Source organism: Amycolatopsis sp. NBRC 101858, from assembly GCF_030269325.1.
GTDB classification, from domain to species: Bacteria; Actinomycetota; Actinomycetes; order Mycobacteriales; family Pseudonocardiaceae; genus Amycolatopsis; species Amycolatopsis ponsaeliensis.
Genome location: NZ_BSTD01000003.1, coordinates 462,538 through 489,170, shown reverse-complemented (window position 1 = coordinate 489,170; position 26,633 = coordinate 462,538). Strand labels below are relative to the sequence as shown.

Annotated in this window: 26 protein-coding genes; 19 read left to right on the top strand and 7 right to left on the bottom strand. The window is 72.4% G+C overall.

Annotated elements, in window-relative coordinates:
* Window positions 1-95: 95 nt before the first annotated feature.
* Both QSK39_RS25725 and QSK39_RS25720 read right to left on the bottom strand, forming a co-directional pair.
* Complete coding sequence (locus QSK39_RS25725) at window positions 96-1,370, bottom strand: DUF58 domain-containing protein (RefSeq protein WP_285480392.1); 1,275 nt, start codon at window positions 1,368-1,370, stop codon at window positions 96-98.
* Between the two features lie 27 nt (window positions 1,371-1,397).
* Entirely contained in the window at window positions 1,398-2,468 is a 1,071-nt protein-coding gene (locus QSK39_RS25720; RefSeq protein ID WP_285480391.1) for an AAA family ATPase, read from the bottom strand.
* Between the two features lie 307 nt (window positions 2,469-2,775).
* On the opposite strand from QSK39_RS25720, the gene QSK39_RS25715 reads away from it, so the two are divergent.
* From QSK39_RS25715 to QSK39_RS25635, 17 genes are all read left to right on the top strand, one after another.
* A complete protein-coding gene (locus tag QSK39_RS25715; protein WP_285480390.1) occupies window positions 2,776-3,126 on the top strand; it encodes a hypothetical protein in 351 nt (116 codons plus the stop codon).
* The gene (locus tag QSK39_RS25710) at window positions 3,119-3,673 is read left to right on the top strand and encodes a DUF3558 domain-containing protein (protein ID WP_502873308.1); all 555 of its coding nucleotides are present in this window, start codon (window positions 3,119-3,121) and stop codon (window positions 3,671-3,673) included. The genes QSK39_RS25715 and QSK39_RS25710 overlap by 8 nt, the downstream gene beginning before the upstream one ends.
* A 15-nt stretch (window positions 3,674-3,688) precedes the next feature.
* Complete coding sequence (locus tag QSK39_RS25705; RefSeq protein WP_285480389.1) at window positions 3,689-4,246, top strand: PPE domain-containing protein; 558 nt, start codon at window positions 3,689-3,691, stop codon at window positions 4,244-4,246.
* Complete coding sequence (locus tag QSK39_RS25700; RefSeq protein WP_285480388.1) at window positions 4,243-4,968, top strand: ESX secretion-associated protein EspG; 726 nt, start codon at window positions 4,243-4,245, stop codon at window positions 4,966-4,968. Before QSK39_RS25705 ends, QSK39_RS25700 begins: the two co-directional genes overlap by 4 nt.
* Window positions 4,969-5,480: 512 nt before the next feature.
* Window positions 5,481-5,912, top strand: a complete 432-nt coding sequence (mraZ, locus tag QSK39_RS25695; protein ID WP_284744008.1) for a division/cell wall cluster transcriptional repressor MraZ — start codon at window positions 5,481-5,483, stop codon at window positions 5,910-5,912.
* A gap of 213 nt (window positions 5,913-6,125) precedes the next feature.
* Entirely contained in the window at window positions 6,126-7,079 is a 954-nt protein-coding gene (gene rsmH, locus QSK39_RS25690; RefSeq protein WP_285480387.1) for a 16S rRNA (cytosine(1402)-N(4))-methyltransferase RsmH, read from the top strand.
* Complete coding sequence (ftsL, locus tag QSK39_RS25685) at window positions 7,076-7,816, top strand: cell division protein FtsL (RefSeq protein WP_285480386.1); 741 nt, start codon at window positions 7,076-7,078, stop codon at window positions 7,814-7,816. The genes rsmH and ftsL overlap by 4 nt, the downstream gene beginning before the upstream one ends.
* Window positions 7,816-9,738 carry a peptidoglycan D,D-transpeptidase FtsI family protein gene (locus tag QSK39_RS25680; RefSeq protein WP_285480385.1) on the top strand — a complete coding sequence of 641 codons (1,923 nt, stop codon included), beginning with the start codon at window positions 7,816-7,818 and terminating at the stop codon, window positions 9,736-9,738. Before ftsL ends, QSK39_RS25680 begins: the two co-directional genes overlap by 1 nt.
* Window positions 9,739-9,974: 236 nt before the next feature.
* Window positions 9,975-11,519, top strand: coding sequence for a UDP-N-acetylmuramoyl-L-alanyl-D-glutamate--2,6-diaminopimelate ligase (locus tag QSK39_RS25675; protein WP_285480905.1), 1,545 nt, complete (start codon window positions 9,975-9,977; stop codon window positions 11,517-11,519).
* Complete coding sequence (locus tag QSK39_RS25670) at window positions 11,516-13,018, top strand: UDP-N-acetylmuramoyl-tripeptide--D-alanyl-D-alanine ligase (protein WP_285480384.1); 1,503 nt, start codon at window positions 11,516-11,518, stop codon at window positions 13,016-13,018. The genes QSK39_RS25675 and QSK39_RS25670 overlap by 4 nt, the downstream gene beginning before the upstream one ends.
* On the top strand, window positions 13,015-14,097 hold the full coding sequence (mraY, locus tag QSK39_RS25665) for a phospho-N-acetylmuramoyl-pentapeptide-transferase (RefSeq protein WP_285480382.1): 1,083 nt from the start codon (window positions 13,015-13,017) through the stop codon (window positions 14,095-14,097). Before QSK39_RS25670 ends, mraY begins: the two co-directional genes overlap by 4 nt.
* A gap of 2 nt (window positions 14,098-14,099) precedes the next feature.
* On the top strand, window positions 14,100-15,506 hold the full coding sequence (gene murD / locus QSK39_RS25660) for a UDP-N-acetylmuramoyl-L-alanine--D-glutamate ligase (RefSeq protein ID WP_285480381.1): 1,407 nt from the start codon (window positions 14,100-14,102) through the stop codon (window positions 15,504-15,506).
* Window positions 15,493-16,995, top strand: a complete 1,503-nt coding sequence (ftsW, locus tag QSK39_RS25655) for a putative lipid II flippase FtsW (protein WP_285480380.1) — start codon at window positions 15,493-15,495, stop codon at window positions 16,993-16,995. Before murD ends, ftsW begins: the two co-directional genes overlap by 14 nt.
* A complete protein-coding gene (gene murG, locus QSK39_RS25650; RefSeq protein WP_285480379.1) occupies window positions 16,992-18,116 on the top strand; it encodes an undecaprenyldiphospho-muramoylpentapeptide beta-N-acetylglucosaminyltransferase in 1,125 nt (374 codons plus the stop codon). Before ftsW ends, murG begins: the two co-directional genes overlap by 4 nt.
* Window positions 18,109-19,506 carry a UDP-N-acetylmuramate--L-alanine ligase gene (gene murC / locus QSK39_RS25645; RefSeq protein WP_285480378.1) on the top strand — a complete coding sequence of 466 codons (1,398 nt, stop codon included), beginning with the start codon at window positions 18,109-18,111 and terminating at the stop codon, window positions 19,504-19,506. Before murG ends, murC begins: the two co-directional genes overlap by 8 nt.
* Window positions 19,507-19,510: 4 nt before the next feature.
* On the top strand, window positions 19,511-20,341 hold the full coding sequence (locus tag QSK39_RS25640; RefSeq protein WP_285480377.1) for a cell division protein FtsQ/DivIB: 831 nt from the start codon (window positions 19,511-19,513) through the stop codon (window positions 20,339-20,341).
* A 76-nt stretch (window positions 20,342-20,417) separates the two neighbouring features.
* Window positions 20,418-21,242, top strand: a complete 825-nt coding sequence (locus QSK39_RS25635; RefSeq protein WP_285480376.1) for an NAD(P)H-binding protein — start codon at window positions 20,418-20,420, stop codon at window positions 21,240-21,242.
* Here QSK39_RS25635 and QSK39_RS25630 read toward each other — a convergent pair.
* Window positions 21,239-22,408 carry an MFS transporter gene (locus QSK39_RS25630; RefSeq protein WP_285480375.1) on the bottom strand — a complete coding sequence of 390 codons (1,170 nt, stop codon included), beginning with the start codon at window positions 22,406-22,408 and terminating at the stop codon, window positions 21,239-21,241. The genes QSK39_RS25635 and QSK39_RS25630 overlap by 4 nt on opposite strands.
* Before the next feature lie 77 nt (window positions 22,409-22,485).
* Between QSK39_RS25630 and QSK39_RS25625 the strand changes: the two genes are divergently transcribed.
* Complete coding sequence (locus QSK39_RS25625) at window positions 22,486-23,016, top strand: CGNR zinc finger domain-containing protein (protein ID WP_285480374.1); 531 nt, start codon at window positions 22,486-22,488, stop codon at window positions 23,014-23,016.
* A 50-nt stretch (window positions 23,017-23,066) separates the two neighbouring features.
* Here the strand turns inward: QSK39_RS25625 and QSK39_RS25620 are convergent, their stop codons facing one another.
* Both QSK39_RS25620 and QSK39_RS25615 read right to left on the bottom strand, forming a co-directional pair.
* Window positions 23,067-23,501, bottom strand: a complete 435-nt coding sequence (locus QSK39_RS25620; protein ID WP_155546023.1) for an OsmC family peroxiredoxin — start codon at window positions 23,499-23,501, stop codon at window positions 23,067-23,069.
* Complete coding sequence (locus tag QSK39_RS25615; protein WP_285480373.1) at window positions 23,488-23,946, bottom strand: MarR family winged helix-turn-helix transcriptional regulator; 459 nt, start codon at window positions 23,944-23,946, stop codon at window positions 23,488-23,490. The genes QSK39_RS25620 and QSK39_RS25615 overlap by 14 nt, the downstream gene beginning before the upstream one ends.
* Before the next feature lie 81 nt (window positions 23,947-24,027).
* On the opposite strand from QSK39_RS25615, the gene QSK39_RS25610 reads away from it, so the two are divergent.
* Complete coding sequence (locus QSK39_RS25610; RefSeq protein ID WP_285480372.1) at window positions 24,028-24,534, top strand: DinB family protein; 507 nt, start codon at window positions 24,028-24,030, stop codon at window positions 24,532-24,534.
* Here QSK39_RS25610 and QSK39_RS25605 read toward each other — a convergent pair.
* Both QSK39_RS25605 and QSK39_RS25600 read right to left on the bottom strand, forming a co-directional pair.
* Entirely contained in the window at window positions 24,521-25,291 is a 771-nt protein-coding gene (locus tag QSK39_RS25605) for a DUF1295 domain-containing protein (protein WP_285480371.1), read from the bottom strand. The genes QSK39_RS25610 and QSK39_RS25605 overlap by 14 nt on opposite strands.
* A complete protein-coding gene (locus tag QSK39_RS25600) occupies window positions 25,291-26,562 on the bottom strand; it encodes an SAM-dependent methyltransferase (RefSeq protein ID WP_285480370.1) in 1,272 nt (423 codons plus the stop codon). The genes QSK39_RS25605 and QSK39_RS25600 overlap by 1 nt, the downstream gene beginning before the upstream one ends.
* Between the last annotated feature and the right edge of the window lie 71 nt (window positions 26,563-26,633).

The following is a 26,633-nucleotide window of genomic DNA, read 5'->3' as shown; positions in this document are numbered from 1 at the left end:
GCGTGGGGTGGTGCTCGCCCACCTGCCGCCGGCCGGGGCCGGGGCGGTCCTGCTCGTCCGCCTGCCGCCGATGCGGGATCGGGTGCCGGTGGTGCTCATCGGGTGCCGCCGATCAGCGTGCCGCGGCGGGCGCCTGCCTGGCAGAGCTCGGCCCACACCTGGGGCATCGGCGAGCCGGGACCCGCGATCACCACGCCCCAGCCGGACGCGCGCAGCAGCGCGGCCGAGTCCTCCGTGGCTGCCGCGCGCTGCTCGGGGGCGCTCACTCCGGTCGACCACGTCGGCGTGTCCAGCAGGACCGCCAGGCTGCGGATGCCGCGCGGGCGGAACTGGGCCAGCTCGTGCACGGCCTCGGTGCTGACCGTGCCGAGCACGGCGATCAGCTCCTGGCCGTCGGCCGGGTCGCCGGCCAGCGTGATGTCGCGCTGGTGGGCGGGCTGCAGTGCGGCGAGGGCGTCGAGCACGACGTGGTCGTAGTGGTCGCCGCCGTCGCCGGGGGTGTCGGCCAGCGTGGCGCCGTGCTCGCTGACCAGCCGGACCCGGTGCCCGGACCGGCGCAGGTGCAGCGCGGCCGAAGCGGCGAAGGACACCGCCCACTCCAGGCTGGCGGCCGGGCCGCTGCCGTGGTGGGCGGCGGCGCGGTGGTCGAGCAGCACCGTGGTGCCGCCGCGCCACGGCCGCTCCTCGACGCGCACCATGATCTCGTCGCGGCGGGCGGTCGAGCGCCAGTGGACCTTCCGCAGGTCGTCGCCCTGCCGGTACTGGCGGACGATCACGTCGGCCTCGCCCTGCCCGGCGTGCAGCCGGACCGTGCCGTCGTCGCCGACGCCGATGCCCGCACCGCTCGGCAGGCCCCACAGCGGGACCACCCGGGGCACGACGACCAGCCGCGAGTGCCCGATCAGCTCACGCTCGAACTCGCACAGCCCGAACGGGTCGGTGATGGTCGCGCGCAGCGGCCCGACCTGCTGGATCCCGCGCAGCACCGGCTGCAGCGGGTAGCGCAGCGCGACGCGGCGGTCGTGGGGGAGGCGTTCGACGACGAACCGCGGCCGCGAGCCCAGCGCGTACGGCACGCCGTCCTCGAGGAGGATCTCGCCGGCCGGCAGCCGCCCGCTGCGCCACAGCTCCAGCTGGACTTCGCCGGCACCGCCGACCGCGACCCGCTGGGGACGCAGCGCGCGGGTGGCGCCGATGCGCAGCCGGGTCGCCGAGATGAACACGGCGACCAGCAGCGGCAGCGCCACCACGAAGACGGCGACCCGCAGCAGGTCGCGTTCGTTGAGCACGAACGAGCACACCGCGGCCGCCAGCCCCGCGGCCAGCAGGCAGCGGCCGCGGGTGGTCAAGCCGGACAGGGCACGCAGCACGTCGTTGTCTCCCCTTCGCCGGTGCGTTTACTGGGGCCGGGAGCCCTGCGGCACCGGCACCCGGTGCAGCACCGCCCGCACGACGTCGGTCGCCGACCGGCGCGCCGCGTGGGCCTCGGTGGTCAGCACCAGGCGGTGCGCCAGCACCGGCACCGCGACCGTGTGCAGGTCGTCGGGCACGACGTAGTCGCGGCCCGACAGCGCCGCCTGCGCCCGCGCCGCGCGGACGAGGTGCAGCGTCGCGCGCGGGGACGCGCCGAGCCGGATTTCGGGGACCTGGCGGGTGGCCGCGACGACGTCGACGGCGTAACGGCGGACCTCCGGCGCCATGTGCACGCCGCGGACCGTCTCGATCAGCCGGTGCACGGTCTCGCCGTCGGACACCGGCTGCAGGTCGTCCATCGGGTTGTGCCCGGCGTGCTCGTCGACCATGGCCAGCTCGGCCTGCTGGTCGGGGTAGCCGATGGACACCCGCGCGGTGAAGCGGTCGCGCTGGGCCTCGGGCAGCGCGTAGGTGCCTTCCATCTCGATCGGGTTCTGGGTGGCGATCACCATGAACGGCTCGTCGAGGTGGTAGGTCGAGGTGTCGACGGTGACCTGGTGCTCTTCCATGCACTCCAGCAGCGCCGACTGCGTCTTCGGCGAGGCGCGGTTGATCTCGTCGCCCACCACGATGTTCGCGAACACCGGGCCGGGCCGGAACTCGAACTCGCCGCTCTGCCGGTTGTAGATGGAGACGCCGGTGACGTCGCTCGGCAGCAGGTCGGGGGTGAACTGGATGCGGCTGACCGTGCAGTCGATGGACCGGGCCAGCGCCTTGGCCAGCGACGTCTTCCCGACGCCGGGCACGTCCTCGACCAGGAGGTGGCCTTCGGCGAGCAGCGTGACCAGCGCGATCCGGATGACGTCGGGCTTGCCGACCAGCACCCGCTCGACGTTCGCGGCGATCCGCCGCGCGGTCTCGTGCAGTTCGTCCAGCGACACTCTCGCGGGCCGGCCGGGAGCCCGGCCGTTGCCCGTGGACTCCGCCGGGTAAGGCGGGCGTCCGGATGCCTGCTCGCCCGATCCGGGCGCCGCAGACTGGATTCTCGACGTCACTCGACCTCCTGGTGGCGCATGGCCGCGCGCACTGTGCGCACCGCCGGGCCCGAACGGCCCCCATCGCTGCTGTCCGCGCGCAGCGACCAGCCTTCCACCCAGTGTGTCAAACCCGGGCGAACCTGGGGGCGGAACCCCGCGAAGCCCGGGCGAGCACGCCCGGCACGTCGGTTGATGACACTGCGCAAGCAGGGACGATACCCCGAACGGGTGCCTTGTCACCCGATTCTGGGCGCTCCCGCTGACACCCCGCTCTGTCGTATGCTGCGATTCGAGGTCGCCCGGCTACTGAGAGGCGTAACCGCTTATGAGCGACGTGCGAACGCAGCCGCCGTACGACGTCCGCGGGTTCGCGGTCGCGCCCGAGCTGGCCACGGACGCCTACGCGAAGATCGGTGCGCTGCAGGACGTCGTCGGCGAGATGGTCCGCGAGGCCAAGGTGCTCGGCCGGTCGGTGCCGCTCGGCGGCGGGTACGCCGGGGAGATCGGCAAGTTCATGGCCGAGTACGGCATCGGCGGGCGGGGCTCGGCCGTGCAGCAGCTGACGGCGTTCGGCAAGGAGCTCGAGACGCTCAAGCACCGCATCGGCCAGGCGCTGGCGAAGTACCAGCACGCCGACGAGCAGGCGGCGGACGGGGTGGACTGCACGGGTGGCTGACCTGATGCGCACGAAGTACCTGGCGGTGCCGGCCCTCCTCTTGGTGCTCGCCGGGTGCGGGCAGCAGCCCGCGCCGCCGGCCGCGGCCGGCCACGCCTCCACGCAAGCCACCGCCACGGCCGGGCCGCCGCCCGTCGTCGCTTGGACCGGCCTCGCCGCGATCGACCCGTGCGCGCTGCTCGGCCCGCAGGACCGGTCGGCCGCCGGGGTGGGCGTCCTGGGCAAGCCCAAGGAGATCGCCGGCGCCCGCGCGTGCGACTGGACCGTGCCCGGCACCTTCGGCGTCACCGTGACCCTCAGCGAGACCGACGGCTTGGCCGACCTCGAAGTCGCGAAGAAGACGGCCACCAAGACCAAGGTCGGCACGCACCCGGCGCTGCAGGTGGCGGACAAGAAGGCCGCCGACGGCACCTGCGCCGTGCTGCTCGGGGTGGGCGACGCGGCCAGCGTCCAGATCGACGTCAGCAACACCGGCTTCTCGGACACCCCGCTCGCGTGCCGCCGCGCGGGCACGGTGGCCGGGCTGGTCGAGCCCAAGCTGCCCTGAACCGAGAGGTGCGCCGTGTCGGAACCCCCTGTGCCCACCGCGAGGTACGAGGCCTACAGCCACGAGGCCATGGCCGCGGAGGTCGAGCACGGCAACAACCCGGTCGCCGCGGGCGAGGCGGGCGCGCGCTGGGAAGAGCTGGCGAAGCGGATGCACGAGTCGACGGCCGACCTCGCCGCGCTGGTGGCCTCGTCGGAAGAGAACTGGGGCGGCCGGGCGGGTGACGCGGCGCGGGCGGCGGTGGGCCGGGCCGCGCAGTGGCTGTCGCACTCCGCCGCGGTGTCGGCTTCGGTGGGCGGCGCGGTCGGCGCCCAGGCGGAGGCGGCCGCGCGGGCCCGCGCCGACATGCCGCCGCCGGTGACGTACGACCCGGCGTCGATGATCCGGGACGCGGCGTCGTCCGGGAACGTCCTCGTGCTGGCCGGGCTGGCCGACGAGATGGCAGCCCGCCGGGCCGAGGCGGAAGCGGCGAGGCAGAAGGCGATCGACGTGCTGCGGACCCGCGACGCGGCCCTGCGCGGCCACGTGCCCGCCGAGTCCTTCGCCGACCCGCCCACGCTGGGGCCGGCTTGATCCGCGTCTCCGCGTCGGCGTTCGACATCCTCTGGACCGACCTCGGCCACGACCGGCCACCGGAACCGCTGACCGTGCGCAGCGTCGGCGGGACCGACGAGGAACGCGCCGAGGTGCGGAAGAAGGTGTACGAGAACCTCGCCGAGCGCGGTCTGTACGACGGCGCGCTGGCACCGGCGCTGGCCTCGCGCCTGGACCTCCTGGCGGGCGGCGAGGTGTTCGTGGCGTGCGAAGCGCTGGCGGACATGACGGCGGCGGCGCCGTTCCGCGCGGTGACGGCGACCCGCGGCAGCCGGGGCGTGCTGGCGACCCAGCCGGAGCAGACGATCGGCCTGGACTCGATCAGCTCGAGCGAGCTCTGCACGGCGCTCGTCGACGTCTTGCCGGAGCTGTCGCCGGGGCCCGGCTACGGGATCAACCTGGCGGCGTCGGCGCTTTCGGGTTCGCCATCCGACTCGCGGTCGACGTCGGCCCAGCAGCAGGAGGTCCTGGCGATCCAGGCCCGGCCGGTGTACGCGGCGGGACAGTTCAGCGTGAGCCGGCGGACGGCGTCGGGCCGGGTTGCGCGGGTGGGCGGGCTGACGTGGTTCGACACGGACGTCGGCGCGTACTGCGCGACGAAGAGCGCGGGCCGCGGTGGGCAGGAGTGGGTGAACGTGACCCCGGTCGACAGCACCCGGCTCGCCGCCCGCGTCGCAGCGCTCCTCACCCCCGAGGACTGACCACCCGGGGCAGCACGCGCGTGATTGAAGGGTCGACTCGCGTGACTGAAGAGCCGACTCGCGTGACTGAAGGGTCGACACGCCCTGCCGGTGCCGTGTCGACCCTCGGATCACGCGTGTCGACCTCTGGATCACGCGTGTCGACCGTTCCGTCACGACGGTGTCCCCACCGGGCCCCACGGCGTTCCCCACCCGGACCCACCCCGGGCCCCCACTCGGCCCCACGGAACGGCCCTTGGGTCCTTTCGCGGCCGTTATGCGGACGCATGGGGTACAGCTGAGGTTGCTCGGGACCCCGGCACGGGGGATCTTGGCCACCGTCCCCCACCGCACCCCCCACCGACCCCCACCCTGCTGACCTGCGCAAACAAAGCACACGACGGAGTGAGTCGCCGGTTTCACGCGTTGACTGTGGTGAAAAGTGGGGTACGGTGGTGGCCAGTGGGGCGGAAGGGAAGCCCCGTAGCCGTTCGAGGTGGTTCACCGCCTGGTTCGGTAGGGAGGTGGAGGCCGTGTTCCTCGGCACCCACACCCCGAAGCTGGACGACAAAGGGCGGCTCGCGCTGCCCGCGAAGTTCCGTGACGCCTTGGCGGGTGGGCTGATGGTCACCAAGGGGCAGGATCACTGCCTCTTCGTCTTCCCCCGCGCCGAGTTCGAGCAGATGGCGCGCAAGGTCGCCGAGGCCCCGTTCACCAACGAGGCGGTTCGGGCCTACCAGCGTTACCTGTTCGCGGGCACGGACGAGCAACGACCGGACGGCCAGGGGCGCATCACCGTCGCGCCCGAGCTCCGCCGCTACGCGGGGCTCAGCAAGGACTGCGTGGTGATCGGGGCGATCACCAGGCTCGAGATCTGGGACGCCCAAGCGTGGCAGGGCTACCTGGAAGAACACGAAGACAGCTACGCGAAGGCTCGAGAGGAAGTACTGCCGGGCGTCTTCTAGGCGTGCGGTCGCGGTGCACCTTCGTCGTCGGGGGACGACAGGTTCGCCGCCCGCACCGACGGGAGACGTCCACCCGGATGCCGTGAGGCCTCTGTCCGCTCAACAGCCCTGGTGCACCTTCCCCGGTACCAGGTCGGCAGCGGGCGGACAGGGACCTGACGGCATCCGCCATATTTCCCCCGGGCCGCCCAGGCGAGAAAGGGGGAGGGGAACATGACGGCACCCGAGCACGTCCCGGTACTGCTCGACCGGATCGTCGAACTGTTCACTCCCGTGTTCGCCGACCGCGACGGCGTCCTCGTGGACGCGACCGTCGGCCTCGGCGGGCACTCCGACGCCCTCCTCGAAGCCTTCCCGCGGCTGCGCCTCGTCGCGCTGGACCGCGACCCCGCCGCGCTGGAGAAGTCCGGCGAGCGCCTCGCGCGCCACGGCGACCGCGTCGACCTCGTGCACACCGTCTACGACGGACTCCCCGAAGCCCTCGCCGGGCTGAAGATCGCCAAGGCCGACGGCATCCTGTTCGACCTCGGCGTCTCGTCGATGCAGCTGGACCGCGCCGAGCGCGGCTTCGCCTACTCGAAGGACGCGCCGCTCGACATGCGGATGGACCCGACCACCGGGTTCACCGCCGCCGACGTCCTCAACACCTACGCGCCCGGTGAGCTGATCCGGATCCTGCGGGACTTCGGCGAGGAACGGTTCGCGCAGCGGATCGTCAAAGCCGTCGTGAAAGCCCGCGAACAGGAGCCGTTCACGATGAGCGGCCGCCTGGTCGAACTGCTCTACGACGCCGTGCCGGCGGCCAGCAGGCGGACCGGCGGGCACCCGGCCAAGCGCACGTTCCAGGCGCTGCGGATCGAGGTCAACGGCGAGCTGGAGGTGCTCCGCCGGGCCATGCCCGCCGCGCTGGGCGCGCTCGGCGTGGGCGGGCGGATCGTCGTCGAGTCCTACCAGTCGCTGGAAGACCGGCTCGTCAAGCAGGCGCTGGCCGAGCTCGCGAAGTCCCGCACCCCGGAAGGACTTCCGGTGGAGCTGCCGGGACACGGACCGGAGCTGAAGCTCCTGACGCGAGGCGCCGAGAAGGCCGGCGAAGAGGAGACGGAACACAACCCGCGTGCCGCTTCGGTGCGGTTGCGGGCCGCAGAGAGGATCGGAGAGCCGCGATGACCGCTCCCACGAAGTCCCGCCGCCGCAACGCGCCGGCGACGCGGGGCCGCAGCGAGGCCGCCCGCACCTCGACCACCGCCGAGCCGGAACCGCAGACCCTCGAGCCGGGCAAGGCCGCGCCGCGTCGCGCGTCGCGAGGCCGCACGTCCGCGGCCGAGCGCGCCTACGCCCGCCGCGCCCAGCGCGCCGACCTGCTCAAGGAGCGCGAGCCGCGGCCCGCGCCGAAGACCGCCGAGCCGGGCGCGGCTCGCGGGTCCACGGTCCGGCTGAAGCTGCGGCTGCCGAAGTCGCGGGCGTCGTTCGTGCTGCTGATGATGGCGCTGCTGGCCGCCGGCGTGGCGACCACGCTGTGGCTGACCACGCAGGCGATCGCCGACTCCTACCGGCTCGAGCAGCTGCGCACGACCAACTCGAACCTGGCCGAGACGAAGGAACAGCTGCAGCGCGAAGTCGCGAAGGCCGAGTCGCCGGCGTCGCTGGCCCCCGCGGCCCAGCAGCTGGGCATGGTGCCGGGCGGTGACCCGGCGCGCATCCTCGTGGGCCCGGACGGGAAGACCTCGCTCGTCGGAGAGCCCAAGAAGGCCAAGGCGGACACGCCGGCGGTGCCGGTCGCGCCGCCCGCCGCGCCGGCCGCGGGCACGCAGTCGGAGCAGGGCGCGCCGATCGAGGGCGACCAGCCCGCCGTGCCCGCCGACGAGCAGCCCGCGCCGCCCGCGGGCACGGGCGGCGGCCAGTGATGGCTTCGAGCCGGGGGCAGTCCCGCGCGCGCACCACCGGCAGCGCTCGCCGGACCTACGCCGCCGGGACGCGCAGTGCGGCCGCGCGGCGGGGCAACGGCGGCAACCGCGGCCGGTTCTCCGCCGTGCGCCTGATCCTGGTCGCCATGCTGCTCGCGGCCGGCGTGAAACTGGTGCAGGTGCAGTGGTTCGAGGCCGGGGCGCTCTCGGCCGCGGCCGAGCGGCAGCGCGCCCAGACCATCGACATCCCCGCCCAGCGCGGGTCCATTGTGGACCGCAACGGCGCCAAGCTGGCGTTCAGCGTCGAGGTGCGCTCGCTGTCGGTGAACCTCAAGGCGCTGCACAAGAACATGGACGACTTCGCCGCGAAGAACCCCGGCACGAAGAAGACGTTCGACGCCGAGACCGCCGCGGCCGCGAAGTACATCGCCGCCAAGGTGCCGAACCAGCTGACCGAGCAGCAGCTGCTCGACCTGTTCCACAAGCAGGCGTCCTTCACCTACCTCGAGCACAACGTCGAGCCGTCGGTCGCCGCCGACATCGTGAAGAACTTCGCGTGGATCGGCGTCGAGAAGCGCGCGCTGCGGGAGTACCCGGGCGGCAGCCTGGCGTCCAACATCGTGGGTGCCGCGAACTGGCGCTCCGACGACCCGGACGTGTCCAAGCACAACCTGCACGGCCTGGTCGGGCTGGAGCAGCTCCGCGACAACGACCTGGCGGGCACGCCGGGCCGGATGCTGGTCAACACCAAGAACGGCAGCGACAACGTCGTCATCCCGGGCACCGAGCGCGACCTGCAGGCCGCCGTGCCGGGGTCGGACCTCGAGCTGACCATCGACTCCGACCTGCAGTACGAGGTGCAGCGCCAGCTCGCGGACTACGTCCAGCAGTCGCACGCCAAGGGCGGCCAGGCGGTCGTCCTGGACGCCAAGACCAGCGAGGTCTACGCGCTGGCCAACAACACCTCGTTCGACCCCAACGACCAGTCGACGTGGACGAGCGAGGACCTGGCCAACCCCGCGGTCACCACGCCGTTCGAACCGGGGTCGGTCAACAAGATCGTCACCGCCACCGGGGCGATCGACTACGGCATCGCGACGCCGGAATCGACCATCCAGGTGCCCGGCCTGCTGCAGGTCGCCGACAAGACCGTGCACGACGCCTGGACGCACGGAACGCAGACGTTCACCACCGCCGGGATCTTCGCCAAGTCGTCGAACATCGGCACGCTGCTGCTGGCGCAGAAGATCGGCGAGGAGCGCTACGCGGACCTGCTCAAGAAGTTCGGCCTCGGCCAGCGCACCGGCGTCGGCCTGCCCGGCGAGAGCGCGGGGGTCGTGCCGGCGCGCAGCCAGTGGTCGGCGACCACCTTCGGCAACCTGCCGATCGGGCAGGGCCTGTCGATGACCGTGCTGCAGATGGCCGGGCTGTACCAGACGATCGCGAACGACGGCGTGCGCGTCGAACCCCGGATCGTCAAGGCGAAGGTGAACCCGGACGGCACGACGGTGCCCGAGCCGGCGCCGAAGTCGGTCCAGGTGGTCGGCCCGCAGACGGCGAAGACGGTGCGCGACATGATGCGCGCGGTCGCGCAGAACGGCAAGGGCCTGCAGAAGGGCACCGCGCCGACGGCGGCGGTCGAGGGCTACCAGATCTCCGGCAAGACCGGCACCGGCCAGCAGATCGACCCGCGGAACAAGGGCTACAGCGACCACCTCTACAACATCACCTTCGCCGGCATCCTGCCCGCGGACCACCCCCGGTTCGTCGTCGGGATCCGGCTGGACGCGCCGGACACGACGCTGCCGGTGGGGCACTCCGCCGCACCGTTGTTCCACAGCATCGCGTCGTACCTGACGCAGCGGTACCAGATCCCGCTGTCGGACGGGCCGTCGCCGGAGGTCCCGCTCATCGTGCAGTAGGCACAGTCCGTGAAGGCCCCCTCACCTGCGTGAGGGGGCTTTCACGCGTCCAGCGTCCACATCGGTCCGAAGCGTCCGGGAAAGCCTTGCGGCGCAACGGGGTGCGGGCCGCCGTCTAGCACATCTGCCTCAGCCGCGCGCAATCGCCGTACCGCGTGCGGGCCCCCGGAACGCCCGCCGGTAGCCTCTTGGCCGTGTCCGTGTCATCGTCCAGTTCCCAGGTGCCGGAAAGCCCGGTGAAAGCGGTCCCCGCGCCGCCGCGCCCGGCGCGCATCGACCCGGTCCCGCTGGCGACCCTCCTCGCCAGGGCGGACGCGCGGCTGATCGCCGACCGGCCCGACGCCGCCGAGCTCACCGTCACCGGCACCACCCTGCGCGCGCAGCACGTGCTGCCCGGCGACCTCTTCGCCGCCCTGCCCGGCGCCCGGGCCCACGGTGCCGACTTCAGCGACCAGGCGATCGCCGCGGGCGCCGTCGCGGTCCTCACCGACGCCGACGGGGCCGAGCGCCCCGCGCTGCGCGACGCCGGCGTCCCGATCCTCGTGCACGCCGACCCGCGCGCCGCCCTCGGCGAGATCGCCGCCTGGATCTACGGCGAGCCGTCGCTTCGGCTCGCCGTCCTCGGCGTCACCGGGACCTCGGGCAAGACCACCACGTCCTACCTGGTCGACGCCGGCCTGCAGGCGGCCGGCCTGACCACCGGCCTGATCGGCACCGTCGAGACCCGGATCGCCGGCGAGCGCCTGGTCAGCGGGTTCACCACGCCCGAGGCGCCGGACCTGCAGGCCCTGCTCGCGGTCATGCTGGAGCGCGGCGTCACGCACGTGCCGATGGAGGTCTCCAGCCACGCGCTCGCGCTGGGCCGGGCCAACGGCACCCGGTTCGCCGTCGGCGCGTTCACCAACCTCTCCCAGGACCACCTGGACTTCCACAAGGACATGCAGGAGTACTTCGCCGCGAAGTCGCTGCTGTTCGACGGCCGCTCGACCACCGAGGTCGTCGTGGTCGACAGCGCCTGGGGCCAGGCGCTGCTCACGCCGCAGACGGTCACGGTCACCACCGACCCCGGCACGGACGCGGCGTGGAAGGCCACCGACCTCGAGGCCACCCCGCACGGCGAGCAGACCTTCACCCTGCACGGCCCGGACGGCGTCAGCGCGCCCGCCCGGATCCCGCTGCCCGGCGAGTTCAACGTCGCCAACGCCGTGCTGGCCGCCGCGATCCTGAGCACCGCGGGCGTGAGCCTGGAGCACATCGTCGCCGGGCTGGCCCAGGTGCAGGTGCCGGGCCGGATGGAGCGCGTGCACGTCGGCCAGGAGTTCACCGCCGTCGTCGACTACGCCCACAAGCCGGCCGCGGTCGCGCAGGGCCTGGACGCGCTGCGGGCCCGCGCCGAGGGCCGGATCATCACCGTGCTCGGCTGCGGCGGCGACCGCGACACCGCCAAGCGCCCGATGATGGGCGAGGCGGCGGCCCGCCGCAGCGACGTCCTGATCGTCACCGACGACAACCCGCGCTCCGAAGACCCCGCGGCGATCCGTGCCGCGATGCTCGCCGGCGCCCGCGCCGTCGGGCCCGCCGAGGGTGGCGAGATCGTCGAGATCGGCGACCGCCGCGAAGCCATCGCGCACGCCGTCGCGCTCGCCGGGCCGGGTGACATCGTCTTCATCGCCGGCAAGGGGCACGAGACCGGCCAGGAGGCCGGCGGCGTCGTGCACCCGTTCTCCGACCGCGACGAGCTGGCCGCGGCCATCCGCAACAAACTCGAGGTGAGTGTGTGATCGTGCTCAGCCTGGCCGAGATCGCCGACGTCGTCGGCGGCCGGCTGCACCGCGCCGACCCGGGCGCGCAGGTGACCGGCAGCGTGGAGTTCGACACCCGGCAGCTCACGCCCGGCGGCCTGTTCGTCGCCCTGCCGGGGGAGAAGGTCGACGGCCACGACTTCGCCGCGCAGGCCGTCGAAGCCGGCGCCGTCGCCGTGGTGGCCGCCCGTGAGGTCGACGCGCCCGCCATCGTCGTCCCACCGCTTGCGCCGGGCGAGGCCCACGAACGGTCGGTCGCGCTGACCGGCGACCAGGACGGCTCCGGCGCCGCGGTGCTGGCCGCGCTGGCCAAGCTCGCCCGGTTCGTCGTGCAGCGCCTGGCCGAGGGGAACCTGACCGTCGTCGGCGTCACCGGCTCGTCCGGCAAGACGTCGACGAAGGACGTCATCGCGCAGCTGCTCGAGCCGCTCGGCCCGACGGTCGCGCCGCCCGGGTCGTTCAACAACGAGCTGGGTCACCCGTGGACCGCCCTGCGGGCCGACGCGAGCACCCGGCACCTGGTGCTGGAGCTGTCCGCGCGCGGGCCGGGGCACATCGCCCACCTCGCCGAGATCGCCCCGCCGCGGATCGGCGTGGTGCTCAACGTCGGCTCCGCGCACGTCGGCGAGTTCGGCTCGCGCGAAGGCATCGCGAAAACCAAGGGTGAGCTGGTCGAGGCCCTGCCCGAAGACGGCGTCGCGGTGCTCAACCTCGACGACCCGCTGGTCGCGGCCATGGCGAGCCGCACGAAGGCCCGTGTCGTGTTCGTCGGCGAAAGCGCCTCGGCGCAGATCCGCGCGGAGAACATCACCCTCGACGACGAAGCCCGCGCCTCCTTCCGGCTGGTCACGCCGGCCGGCGAGGCCGACGTGAAGCTGCCGCTGCACGGCGAGCACCACGTCGGCAACGCGCTGTCCGCCGCGGCGGTCGCGCTGGAGCTGGGTGCGACGCCGGCGGAGATCGCCACGCGCCTCTCGAGCCTCGAACGGCGCTCGGCGCGGCGCATGGAGGTCGTCACCCGCGAAGACGGCGTCACGATCCTCAACGACTCCTTCAACGCCAACCCCGAGTCCATGCGGGCCGGCCTGAAGGCGCTCGCGGCGATGACGCGGGAGAGCGGCCGCCGGTCCTGGGCCGTGCTCGGCGTGATGGGCGAGCTCGGCGCGGACGCGGTCACCGCCCACGACGAGATCGGCCGCCTGGTCGTCCGGCTCAACATCGCCAAGCTCGTCGTGATCGGTCCTGAGGCGGCGGCCATGCACCAGGGCGCGTTCCAGGAAGGCTCCTGGGGCGAGGAATCGGCTCTGGTACCCGACGTCGGCGCCGCGATCGCCCTGTTGCATGATCAGCTCCGTCCCGGGGACGTGGTGCTGGTCAAGGCCTCCAAGGCCGCCGGCCTCTGGCGGGTCGCCGAAGCTCTGCTCGAACCCCGGGAAACCGACAACTCCGAGAATCGCTCGAACGGTGGTGACGCGTGATCAGCATCCTGATCGCGGCCGCGGCGGGCCTGCTGGTCTCCATCCTGCTCACGCCCTACCTGATCCGGGTGTTTTCCCGGCAGGGCTTCGGCCAGGAGATCCGTGAGGAAGGCCCGCAGGGACACAAGTCCAAGCGCGGTACGCCGACGATGGGTGGCGTCGCGATCATCATCGCGATGGTCGTCGGGTACTTCGCCGCGCACTTGATCAACTGGATGTTCAACTCCCGCAGCGGCGCGCCGACGGCCTCCGGGCTGCTCGTCCTGATGCTCGCGGTGGGCCTGGGGATCGTCGGGTTCCTCGACGACTTCATCAAGATCCGCAAGCAGCGGAACCTGGGGCTGAACAAGACCGCGAAGCTGGTCGGCCAGCTGGTGGTCACCGTCGCGTTCGCGGTCCTGGCGCTGAACTTCGCGGACTCGCGCGGCATCACGCCGGCGTCGGAGAGCCTCTCCTACGTCCGCGACCTCGCGCTGATCACCTTCCCGTCGGTGATCTTCGTGATCTTCTGCTACATCGTGATCTCCGGCTGGTCGAACGCGGTGAACTTCACCGACGGCCTCGACGGCCTGGCGGGCGGCTCGGCGGCGATGGTGCTGGCGACCTACGTCGTGATCGCGTTCTGGCAGGAGCGGCTGAACTGCGCCAACGGCCCGGCGCCCGCCTGCTACGACGTCCGCGACCCGCTCGACCTGGCCGTGGTCGCCGCCGCGGCGGCCGGCGCGTGCGTCGGGTTCCTCTGGTGGAACGCGGCCCCGGCGAAGATCTTCATGGGCGACACCGGTTCGCTGGCCCTCGGCGGCCTGGTCGCCGGGCTGTCCATGACCACCCGCACCGAGCTGCTCGCCATCGTCATCGGCGGCCTGTTCATGGTCGAGATGATCTCGGTGGTCGCGCAGATCGCGGTGTTCCGGACGACCCGGCGAAGGCTGTTCCGGATGGCGCCGTTCCACCACCACTTCGAGCTCGCCGGGTGGGCGGAAACCACGGTGATCATCCGGTTCTGGCTGCTGTCGGCGATCTGCTGCATGTTCGGCCTGGGCCTGTTCTACAGCGAGCAGCTCGGCTTCGGGGGCTGACCGTGGACATCGCCGGTCGTCACGTTCTGGTCGCCGGTGCGGGGGTCACCGGCAAGTCGATCGTGCCCGTGCTCACCGACCTCGGCGCGCAGGTCACGGTCACCGACGGCAACGCCGAGCGCCTGGCCGAGCTGGAAGGCTTGGGCGCCGAGCTGGTGCCGGGCCTGACCGAGCCGCCCTCCGACGTCGTCCTCGTCGTCACCAGCCCCGGCTGGCGGCCGACGTCGCCGCTGCTGGTGGCCGCGGCCGAGGCGGGCGTCGAGGTGATCGGCGACGTCGAGCTGGCCTGGCGCGTCGGGCAGCTGCGGGAGCACCCGCCGTCGTGGCTGGTGGTCACCGGCACCAACGGCAAGACCACCACCGTGGGCATGCTGGAGTCGATCCTCAAGTCGGCCGGCTCCCACGCCGTGGCCTGCGGGAACATCGGCTACGCGGCCCTCGACGCGGTCCGCGCCGGTTACGACGTGCTGGCCGTGGAGCTGTCGAGCTTCCAGCTGCACTGGTCCTCGACCCTGGCGCCGGACGCGGCCGTGGTGCTCAACCTGGCCGAAGACCACATCGACTGGCACGGCTCGATGGACGAGTACGCCGCCGCCAAGGGCCGCGTGTACACCCGGGCCAAGGTCGCCGTGCACAACGCCGACGACGAGTGGTCCACGCGGATCGCGGACGAGCACGCGCCCGAGAGCGCCCGCCGCGTCGGCTTCCGGCTGGACACCCCGGCCGCCGAAGAGCTGGGCCTGGTCGAGGACCTGCTGGTCGACCGCGCTTTCGTCGCCGACCCGGCGAACAGCGCCGAGGAGCTCGCCACCCTCGCCGACGTCCGCCCGCCCGGCCCGCACAACGTCTCGAACGCCCTCGCCGCCGCCTCGCTGGCCCGCGCCCACGGTGTCCCGCCGGAGGCCGTGCTGAAGGGCCTGCGCGAGTACCGGCCCGCGCCGCACCGGGCCGTCGAGGTGGCCGAGGTCGCCGGGGTCCGGTACGTCAACGACTCGAAGGCGACCAACCCGCACGCGGCCGCCGGGTCGCTGCGGGCCCACCAGAGCATCGTCTGGATCGCCGGAGGCCAGCTCAAGGGCGCTTCCGTCGACGAATTGGTGAGCAGTATCGCGGGCCGCCTGCGCGGAGTTGTGCTACTCGGCGTCGATTCACCCGTGATCGCCGCCGCGGTCGCGCGACACGCGCCGGATGTCCCGGTGAACAGCCTCCGTCCGGGTGACCATGAACCCATGACTGCGGCGGTGAGTGCGGCCAGCGCGATGGCCCGGCCTGGTGACGTGGTGCTGCTCGCACCCGCCGCGGCGTCGTTGGACATGTTCCGCAACTACGGCGAGCGCGGCGACGCGTTCGCCGCGGCGGTGCACGTCCTCCGCGACGACGCAGCGGGGGAGCCGAGTGACGGTAGCTGAGCCCAAGCCCAAGACCCCGCCGAAGCGCCCGCGCCGGGAGCGCAAGGAGAGCGGCTTCGTCGCGTTCCGGACCGCGCTGACCGCGTGGCTCTCGCGCCCGCTGGCGTCGTTCCACCTCGTGCTCGCGCTGACCGGCGTGCTCACCGTGATCGGCATCGTCATGGTGCTCTCGGCGTCGTCGGTCGGCTCGTACAACCCGAAGACCGGCAGCGGCGTGTACGCGCTGTTCACCAAGCACCTGGTGTTCGTCGCGCTCGGCGGCGTGGTGTTCTGGCTGGGCATGCGGGTCAAGCTGGAGCGGATCCGGCGGATGTCGGCGACCGCGACCGTGATCTGCCTCGGCCTGCTGGTGCTCGTGCTGACCCCGCTCGGCTCGACGGTCAACGGCTCGCAGGGCTGGTTCCGGATCGGCGAGTTCACCTTCCAGCCCGTCGAGGCCGCGAAGGTCGCGCTGGCCTTCTGGGGCGCGCACATCCTGGTGATCAAGTACAACGTGATCCACCAGTGGCGGCACCTGCTGGTGCCGGTGGTGCCGATCGCGCTGCTGATGTTCGCCCTGGTCATGTTGCAGCCGGACCTCGGCGGCACGGTCACCCTCGCCGTGGTGCTCCTGGCGCTGCTGTGGTTCGCCGGCGCGCCGAAACGCCTGTTCGGTGTGATCCTCGCGGGCGGCCTGGCCGGTGTGCTCGTGCTCGCGCTCATCGCGCCCTACCGGCTCGCCCGCGTCATGTCGTTCCTCTCGCCGGACGCGGACACCAGCGCCGAAGGCTTCCAGGCCAACCAGGCCAAGCTCGCGCTCGCCGACGGCGGGCTGTTCGGCAAGGGCCTCGGCCAGGGCGCGGCGAGCTGGAACTACCTGCCGAACGTGCAGAACGACTTCATCTTCGCCCTGATCGGCGAGGAGCTCGGGCTGGTCGGCTGCGTCGTCGTGCTCGCCCTGTTCGCCGGGGTCGCCGTCGTGGGCCTGCGGATCGCCACCCGCAACATCGACCCGTGGATCCGGATCGTCTCCGGCACGCTCACCGTGTTCCTGGTGGCCCAGGCCGGCATCAACATCGGCTACGTCGTCGGCTTGCTGCCGGTCACCGGCGTCACGCTGCCGCTGATCTCCTACGGCGGCACCTCGCTGGTGATCACCATGCTCATCATGGGCGTGCTCGCGAACGCCGCCCGGCACGAACCGGAGGCGGTGGCCGCACTGCGCACGCAGGGGCCGGGTAAGTTCGGACGCCTGCTGCGGCTGCCCGCGCCCGATCCGTACCGCCCGCCCGCCACCCGCAAGGGGGCGGCGCGCACCGGGGCGAAGGCGGCCAGGCCCGCGCCCCGTGCGGCGCGGCCCGCCCCGGCGCAGGAACGACGCAGGTCGGTCCGCGAACCGGTGCGCCGCAGCGCGGCACGGACGAGCACGGCCACGTCTCGCGGCGGGGCCGCGCGGACAACAGCGAGCCGTGGTACCCGGAGTACCGCGAACCGGAGAGGTCATTGGTGAGTAAGCCCGTCAAGGGAACCGAGCGAGCTGCCACGGGCAAGGCGCCCGTGGTCGTGGTCGCCGGAGGTGGCACCGCAGGACACATCGAACCCGCCCTCGCCCTGGCCGACGCCGTCATGCGGCTGCGCCCGGACGCGACGGTGATCGCGCTGGGCACCGAGCGCGGCCTGGAGAACAAGCTCGTCCCGGCCCGCGGTTACGAGCTCGAGCTGATCCCGCCGGTCCCGCTGCCGCGCAAGCCGACGCCGGAGCTGCTGCGGCTGCCCCTGAAGGTCCGCGACTCGGTCCGCCGGACCCGCGAGGTGCTGGACCGGGTCGGCGCGGACGTCGTCGTCGGCTTCGGCGGCTACGTCGCCCTGCCCGCCTACCTGGCCGCGCGCGGGCGCGTCCCGATCGTCGTGCACGAGGCCAACCAGTCGCCGGGCCTGGCGAACAAGGTGGGCGCGCGGTTCGCTCGCCGGGTCGCCGTCGCCGTCGCGGGCACGCCGCTGCCGAAGGCCGAGGTCGTCGGGATCCCGCTGCGGCGGTCGATCACGTCGCTCGACCGGGCCGCGCTGCGCGCCGAGGCCCGCGAGCACTTCGGGCTCGACCCGGACGCGCCGACGCTGCTGGTGTTCGGCGGTTCGCAGGGCGCGCAGTCGATCAACACCGCGCTGTCCGGCGCGGCGAAGGACCTGGCCGACGCCGGGGTCGGCGTGCTGCACGCGCACGGCCCGAAGAACACGCTGGTCGTGCAGGAGTTCCCGGGGAAGCCGGCGTACGTGCCGGTGCCGTACCTGGAGCGGATGGACCTGGCCTACGCGGCCGCCGACGTCGCGGTGTGCCGGTCGGGTGCGATGACCGTCGCCGAGGTGACGGCGGTCGGGCTGCCCGCGGTGTTCGTCCCGCTGCCGCACGGCAACGGCGAGCAGGCCACCAACGCGCGTCCCGCGGTCGACGCCGGGGCGGCGCTCATGGTCTTCGACGGCGACCTCACCGCGGCCAAGGTCGCCGAGCTGGTCGTCCCGCTCGTCACCGACGCCGACCGCGTCGCGAAGATGGGCGCGGCCGCGGTCGGCATGGGCCACCGCGAGGCCGACGAACTGCTCGCCCGCATCGTTTTGGAGGCCGCCGGTGCCTGAGTTGCCTGAAGAGCTGCGCCGGGCGCACCTGATCGGGATCGGCGGCGCCGGCATGTCCGGGATCGCCCGGATCCTGCTGGCCCGCGGCGCTTTCGTGTCGGGCTCGGACGCCAAGGAGTCACGCGCGCTGCTGTCGCTGCGGGCCCAGGGCGCGGAGCTGTTCGTCGGCCAGAGCGCTTCGAACATTTCCGCCTTGGCCGAGCCGCCGTCCGCTGTCGTCGTTTCGACGGCGATCAAGGAGACCAACCCGGAGCTGGTCGCGGCGCGCGCGGCGGGGATCCCGGTGCTGCACCGGGCGCAGGCGCTGGCCGGGCTGATGGAAGGCCACCGCGTCGCCTGCATCGCGGGCACGCACGGCAAGACGTCGACGACGTCGATGCTCACGGTCGCGCTGCAGCACTGCCGGCTCGACCCGTCGTTCGCCATCGGCGGCGACCTCAACGAGTCCGGGGCCAACGCCCACCACGGCGAGGGCGGCATCTTCGTCGCCGAAGCCGACGAGAGCGACGGCTCGTTCCTGACCTACTCGCCGTCGGTCGCGGTCGTGACGAACGTCGAGCCGGACCACCTGGACCACCACGGCACCGCCGAGGCCTACACGAAGGTGTTCACCGACTTCGTGGGCCGGATCGTGCCGGGCGGGCTGCTGATCGTCTGCGGTGACGATCCGGCGGCGGACGAGCTGGGCAAGCAGGCTTCTGAGCTGGGTGTCCGGGTGCGCCGCTACGGCCGCACGGTGACCGACGCCGGCGACGCCCGCATCCTGGACTACACCCCGGCGCCCGACGGCGGGGTCGTCCGGCTGGCCCTGGACGGCGGCGAGCTGTCCGTGCGGGTCGCCGTGCCGGGGGAGCACATGGCGCTCAACGCGGTCGCGGCGCTGCTGGCCGGGCTGGAGCTGGGCGCGCCCGCTGACGAACTGGCCGACGGGCTCGCCGCGTTCGGTGGCGTGCGGCGGCGGTTCGAGTTCAAGGGCCGAGCCGGCGACGTCCGCGTCTACGACGACTACGCCCACCACCCGACCGAGGTGGCCGCGCAGCTGCGCGCGGTGCGGACCGCGGCCGGGACCGGACGGGTCGTGGTCGTGTTCCAGCCGCACCTGTACTCGCGGACGAAGCTGTTCTCGGCGGAGTTCGCCGCGGCGTTGTCGCTGGCCGACGAGGTCGTCGTGCTGGACGTCTACGGCGCCCGCGAGGAGCCGGAGCCGGGCGTGACCGGGGCGCTGATCGCCGACGCGGTGACCGTGCCGGTGCACTACGAGCCCGCGTTCGACGTCGCCGCCGGCCTGGCGGCCGGGCTGGCGCGCGGGGGCGACCTCGTCGTCACCATGGGCGCCGGGGACGTGACGCAGCTGGGCCCGGAGATCCTCGCCGAGCTGGACAAGCGCTGAGCCGATGAGTCCGACCAGGGAACGCCGCCGTCCGTCCGAAGAGGACGAACGGGATCGCGCTGCCCTGGCGCGGGAACGCCGTGGGCGGCGCTCCGAGGAGGAGCGCCGCCGCACCCGCGTGACCACGCGCCCGTCGCCGCGCAACCGGCCCAACCGGCGGGTCGAGATCCGCCGCCGCTGGGTGGCGCTGCTGTCGGTGCTGACCGTGATCGCGGTGGTGTACCTGCTGTTCTTCAGTTCGATGCTGGGCGTGAAGGACGTGTCGGTCAGCGGCTCGCGCACGGTGACGGCCGACCGGATCCGCGAGGTGGCGGGGGTGCCGGCGGACAAGCCGTTGCTGCGGCTGAGCACCGACGAGATCCGCGACCGGGTGGCGGCGATGCCGGGCATCGCGACGGTCGAGGTGTCGCGGTCGTGGCCGAACACGGTCGAGATCACGGTGACCGAGCGGACGGCGATCGCGTTCTTCGACAGCGGTCCGGGCGGCGACGGAGTCCACCTGGTCGACGGCGGCGGCGTGGTGTTCAAGACGGTCCCGTCCCGGCCGGCGGGGCTGCCGGAGCTCAAGCTCCCGAAGGTGTCGGCCGACGACCCGGTGACGCGCGCGGTGACGGCGGTGCTGGGCGTGATCCCGGAGCAGCTGCTGAAGCAGGTGACGACGGCGACGGCGAAGACCCCGGCGAGCGTGGAGTTCACGTTGTCGAGCGGGAAGATCGTCCGCTGGGGGACACCAGAGCAGACGGACCGCAAGGCCAAGGTCTTGGCGGCGCTGCTGAGCCAAGAGGGCAAGGTCTACGACGTCGCGGCGCCCGAGCTGCCGACGATCACTTCCTGATTTCTTCGATTCATGTGCGCCGGGGTTCCCGTATGCCGTACTATCTCGTACGGCATACGGAAACGAGGAGGGTGTCATGACGATCCTGGTGACGGGTGCGACCGGCAGCGTGGGGCGGTTGGTGGTCGACGAGCTGCTGGCGTTGGGGGTGCCGGTCCGGGCGCTGACCGTCGACCCCGCGCGGGCCGCGTTGCCCGCTGAAGCCGAGGTCGTGGTCGGGTCGCTGGCCCGGCCGTCGACTCTGCCTCTCGACGGTGTCGACGCCGTCTACCTCGCTCCGATGGCGCGGACCGTCCGGCGGTTCTGCGAGCTGGCCACCGAAGCCGGCGTCAAGCGGGTCGTCGCGCTGTCGGGTAGCAGTGTCGGCGATGGCCACGAAGGCTCCAGTGGCAACGAATACGGAGCCGTCGAGGCCGCGGTTCGGGAAGGCGGGTTCGCCTGGACCTTCCTGCGCCCCGGCGTCTTCATGAACAACACCCTCGACTGGGCGCCGATGGTCCGCGAGGGCGAGGTCGCGATGGCTTACGGCGACGCGACGCAGACCCCGATCGACCTCGGCGACATCGCCGCGGTGGCCGCCCGGGTGCTGACCACCGAAGGGCACATCGGCCAGACGTATGTCCTCAGTGGACCGGAGGCGATCAGCCTGCGCGGCCAGGTCGCTGCGCTGGAATCCGTGCTGGGCAGGGAGATCCGGTTCCGCGAGCTGACCCGGGACGACCAGCGGGCGCAGTGGGTCGGATACGGCGTCCCAGAGTCGGCTGTTGACTGGATTCTGGACGGCTTCGAGGAAACGCTCCGGCACCCGCAGGTGCCGACCGGCGTCGTCGAGGAGCTGCTGGGCCGCCCGGGGACGACGTACGCCGAATGGGCCGCCGCGCGCCGGGACGTGTTCGCCTAGACCTCGGTGCGGGTCATGCCGGCCAGGCCGAGCAGTGGGAGGACGCCGGCGAAGACGACGACTGCCGTCCAGCCGCCCAGGTGGTAGGCGATCGAGCCCGCCTGGGAACCGATTGCGCCGCCGATGAAGAACGTGCCGAGGTACACGCTGTTGACGCGGGCGCGGGCCGATGGGTCGAGCTGGTAGATCACGTGCTGGCCGGTCACGAGCGTTGCCTGGACGGCCGTGTCGATCGCGATCGCGGCGATCGCCAGCAGGATGACGCTGTGCGCGCCGAACCCGGCGAGGGCGAACGCCGCCGCGCAGAGTGCGAACGCGCCCGCCGTGAGCCGCCGGCCGTGGCCGTGGTCCGACCACCGCCCGGCCAGCGGTGCCACCGCGGCACCGGCCGCGCCCGCCAGCGCGAACAGGCCGACGCCGAACTGGGAGTAGCCGAACGGCGGCGCGGTGAGCACGAACGCGATCGTCGTCCAGAACGCGCTGAACGCCCCGAACATCGCCGACTGGTAGAGCGCGCGGTGGCGGAGACTCGGGTGTTTCTTCCACATCGCCAGGGTCGAGCGCAGCAGCTGTCCATAGTGGACATCGGTCTTGGGTGCCCGGCGCGGCAGGATGAACCGCAGCACGACGGCGAGCGCGGCCATCGCGGCGGCCGAGATCAGGAACACCACGCGCCAGCTCGTGACCTCGGCCAGGAAGCTGGCGACGACGCGTGAGAGCAGGATGCCGAAGAGCAGGCCGCTCACGACGCGCCCGACGATCCGGCCGCGGATGGCGTCGGGGGAGATGTCGGCCGCGAACGGGATGAGGATCTGCACGACGACCGACGCCGCTCCGGCGATCAGCGAAGCGATCAGCAGCACGAAGAAGCCCGGGGCGACGCCGATGGCGACCAGGCTCGCGCAGGCGACCGCCAGCAGCGTCGCGACGAGGCCGCGGTTCTCGAGCCGGTCCCCGAGCGGGACGAGCAGCAGCATCCCGGCCGCGTAGCCGATCTGGGTGGCGGTGACGACCCCGCCGGCCGCGGCTTCCCCGACGCCGAAGGTGTGCCGCAGTTCGGCGAGCAGCGGCTGGGCGTAGTAGAGGTTCGCGACGGTCAGTCCACAGGAGACGGCCAGCAGCAGCACGAGCCAGCCGGGCGGGGCCTTCTGCTCGGTCTCGGTCATGCGTGCCCCCTCGTGGAACCGGTTTGATCGGTTCCCGACGGTACCAGTCAAACCGGTTCCGGCGTACTGTGACCCGTATGACGGACCGATTCCGCGCGGGAGCGGGCAGACTGTGCCTCGACTTCATCCGCACGCTGCGCTACCGCGGAACGCCTTCGGAAGAGGAGGAACTCCCGGACGCTTCCGCGTGGGGAGCGTGGATCGACGCGTTCGGCCCCTACGCGGTCCCGGTGCGGCCGGCCTCGGTGGACGATGCGCGAGTGGCGCGCGAGGCGATCCATGCGTTGCTGACGGGTTCGATGCGCCCCGCCATCCGGCAGCGGTTGAACCGGTTCGCGGCCTTGCCGGTACCGGCGCCGTCGTTGTCGGCTTCGGGCGAGGTGCGGTGGCAGGCGGCGGATCCGGCATCGGCGATGCTGGCTTTGCTGACGCGGGACGCGTTGGATTTGGTGACGTCCCCGGAGTTCGCGCGGGTCCGGCGGTGCGCGGGTCCCCGGTGCGGGGCGTTGTTCCTGGACACGTCGAGGCCGGGAACGCGGCGGTGGTGCTCGATGGAGATCTGCGGGAACCAGGCGAAGAAGTCGACTTATCGAGCCAAGGTGCACTGACGCGAAAACGGCCCCCTCGGCGAAAAGGAGGGGGCCGTTCGCCGCGTGGCTCAGACGAGCGCCGCGTCCAGGGTGATCGTCGTGCCGGCCAGTGCCTTCGACACCGGGCACGTCTTCTCCGCCGTCTCGGCGTACTCCGCGAACTGCTCCGCGCTCACGCCCGGCAGGGACGCGCGCAGGGTGATCGCGATGCCGCTGATCTCGAAGCCGCCGCCGGCGGCCGGGCCGAGGGTCACCTCCGCGCTCACGTCGATCGAGTCCGCCGTCAGCTTCTGCGCCTCCAGCACGCCCGACAGGTTCATCGCCAGGCACGATGAGTGCGCCGCCGCGATGAGCTCTTCGGGGCTCGTCTGGCCGTCCGGGTTGCCGGCGCGGGTCGGGAACGAGACGGAGAACGTGCCGGCGTTGGACGAGTCCAGCGTGACCTCGCCCTTCCCGTTCTGCAGTCCGCCGACCCAGTGGGTGGTCGCGTCACGGCTGGGCATCAGGGCCTCCAAGTGAGTACGCGGCGGCCGATGCTGTCAGCCGCCGCAGGGTTGTGATCAGTTCCCGCCGCGAAACGTCGTCGAGGCCCAGTGCGCAGCCGATGGCCGTCGGGACGTTCGCCGCGCGGGTGCGCATCGAACGGCCCTCCTCGGTCAGGCTGATCACCACGGTGCGTTCGTCCGCGGGCATCCGCGCCCGCGTCACCAGCCCGTTGGCCTCGAGTCGTTTGAGCAGCGGGGAAAGCGTGCCGTAGTCCAGGTGCAGCGCCTCGCCGATCTCCTTGACCGGCCGGTCGTCGGACTCCCACAGCACCAGCAGCACGAGGTACTGCGGATAGGTGAGGCCGAGCTCGCCGAGCAGGGGACGGTACGTGTCCGTCACCGCGCGCGACGCCGCGTAGAGCGCGAAGCAGGTTTGCTCGTCCAACGAGAACTCATCCGGCACGCCCGTAAACCTAGCCCACGATTACATCGTGCGCAAGGTAATCCGGGAAACCTGTCGGTGGTGCCTGGCAGACTCCCGTCCATGACCGAACGACCGCAGCGCCCGGAGGTCCCGCTCACCGGCGGCGAGCGCGAGATCCTCACCGCCCTGCTCGACTACCACCGCGCCACCGTCGCCTGGAAGAGCGAGGGGCTCACCGAAGCGCAAGCCCGCCAGGTCCACCTGCCCAGCGAGCTGACGACCGTCGCCGGCCTGCTCGCCCACCTCACGCTGAACGAGTGGTTCTGGTTCGCCGTGGTCGTCGACGGTGAGGAGGACACCTGGGAGGCGAGGCTCGAGCAGGACCCGGACGCCGAGTTCCGGGTCCCGCCCGGGACGACCCTCGCGCAGCTGCTCGCCGACTACGAGAAGCAGAGCGCCCGCAGCCGCGAGATCGTCGCGAAGCACGGCCTGGACGACGAGGTGACGCACAAGGACGAGACCTTCAACGTCCGCTGGGTGCTCACGCACATGATCGAGGAGACCGCCCGGCACGTCGGCCACCTCGACGTCCTGCGCGAGCTGACCGACGGCCTCACCGGGGAGTGAGCTTCTTGGGCGGCAGCGGGAAGAAGCCGCTCGTCCGCTCGACGTAGTGCGCGTACGCCGGGCGCGTGCGGGCCATCCCCTTCTCCAGCATGGGCTTGCCCGTGCCGCGGGCCAGGGTGAACGTCATCGCCACGGGGGAGAGGATCGTCAGCGCGCCCGGCCACGTCGAGCAGGCCAGCAGGTAGAGGCCCCACCACACGCACGCGTCGCCGAAGTAGTTCGGGTGCCGCGTGTAGCGCCACAACCCCGTGTCGAGCACCTTGCCCTTGTTCGACGGGTCGGCCTTGAAGCGGCGCAGCTGCTCGTCGCCGATCGTCTCGAAGCCGAACCCGATCAGCCACACCACGACGCCGAGCCAGCCGAGCACCCCGATCCCGGTGCCGTACATCGCGAACTGCACCGGCAGCGAGACGAAGTACAGCACCACGCCCTGGAACAGGTACACGCGGACGAACATCCGCAGCGGCGCGTAGCCCATCCGCGCGTACCGCGGGTCCTCGGGCAGCTTGTGGTTGCGCAGGTGCAGGTGCAGCGAAAGGCGCCCGCCCCAGACGACCGTCAGGACCACGACCACCAGCCGCAGCAGGAGCGGCCCGTCGCCGAAGGGGAACGCGGCCAGCGCGACGATCGCGAAGCCGAGCCCCCAGAACGTGTCGACCGTGTCGTACCGCTTGCGCGCCCGCGCGATCCCGAAGGTCGCCACCACCGCGACGAGCGTGACGCCGGCGGTGACCAGCAGTGTCGCTCCGAGTGACATCAGATCCACTCCCGCGTCGCCGGCATGCCGCTCACGCCGTGCTCGTCCGGCCGCACACTCAGGATCTGGTCCACACCCATCCGGTTCTCCTCGAACGCCAGTGCCCCACCGACCAGGTAGAGCCGCCAGACCCGCGCGCCCGTCTCGCCGATCAGCGCGACGACATCGGCCCAGTTCTGCTCCAGGGTGTCGGCCCAGGACCGCACCGTCCAGACGTAGTGCTCGCGCATCGCATGCACGTCCCGGACCTCGAGGCCCGCGTGCTCGAGGTGCTCGACCGTCCGGCCCACCGGGCGCATCGTCATGTCGGGGGCGATGTAGCGCTCGATGAACGCGCCGCCGCCCGGCGCCACGTTCCCCCGGGACATCTGCTGGATCAGCACGCGCCCGCCCGGCTTGACCATCTTGTGCAGCGTCGCGGTGTACGTCGGGTAGTTGACCTCGCCGACGTGCTCGCCCATCTCGATCGACGCGACCGCGTCGAACGGCGCGTCCGGCAGCTCGCGGTAGTCCTGCCGGCGCACCTCGACGCGGTCTTCGAGGTCGTGCTGGGCGAGCCGGCCGCGGATGTGCTGCAGCTGCTCGGCCGAGAGCGTGATGCCGACGGCGTGCACGCCGTGGTGCTTGGCCGCGTGGACCAGCAGCGAGCCCCACCCGCAGCCGATGTCGAGCAGCCGCATCCCCGGCCGCAGCCCCAGCTTGCGGCAGATCATCTCCAGCTTGTCGTGCTGGGCCTGCTCGAGACCGTAGCCGGGCTCGTCGGAGGTGAAGTACGCGCTGGAGTAGGCCATCGACTCGTCCAGCAGCAGCTGGTAGAAGGCGTTGCCCAGGTCGTAGTGGTGGGCGATGGCGGACTTGTCGCGCAGCAGGCTGTGCAGCTTGCCGGTGAGCCGTGCTTCTTCGGCGGGCGGCTTGGGCGGCGGTCCGACGACGCCGAGCCGGGCGGCGAGCGACGCCGCTTCGGCCCAGTCCCGGGGGCCGAGCTTCACCCGCTTGAGCTCACCCGCGCGGGTGAGGGACCAGATCCGGCGGAAGCCGTCCGCCAGGTCTCCTTCGACGTCGAGGTCACCGGTGACGTAGGCGCGGGCGAGACCCAGCTCACCCGGCGCGTAGAGCAGGCGGCGGAGGGCGCGGCGGTTGCGGAGCACGACGGTGGGCGCGTCCACTGGGCCGGCGCGGGTTCCGTCCCAGGTCCGGAGGCCGACGGGGAGCTGCCCGCCGAGGAGTTTTTCGGCGAACGAGGCGAGGCGGTGCGCGGTGCTGTTCGGCATGTCCGGGATTCGCTCTCCCCTGCGCGGTGGATTGGTGCCGCGTCCATCCAATCCACCTGCGGGGCGGCAGC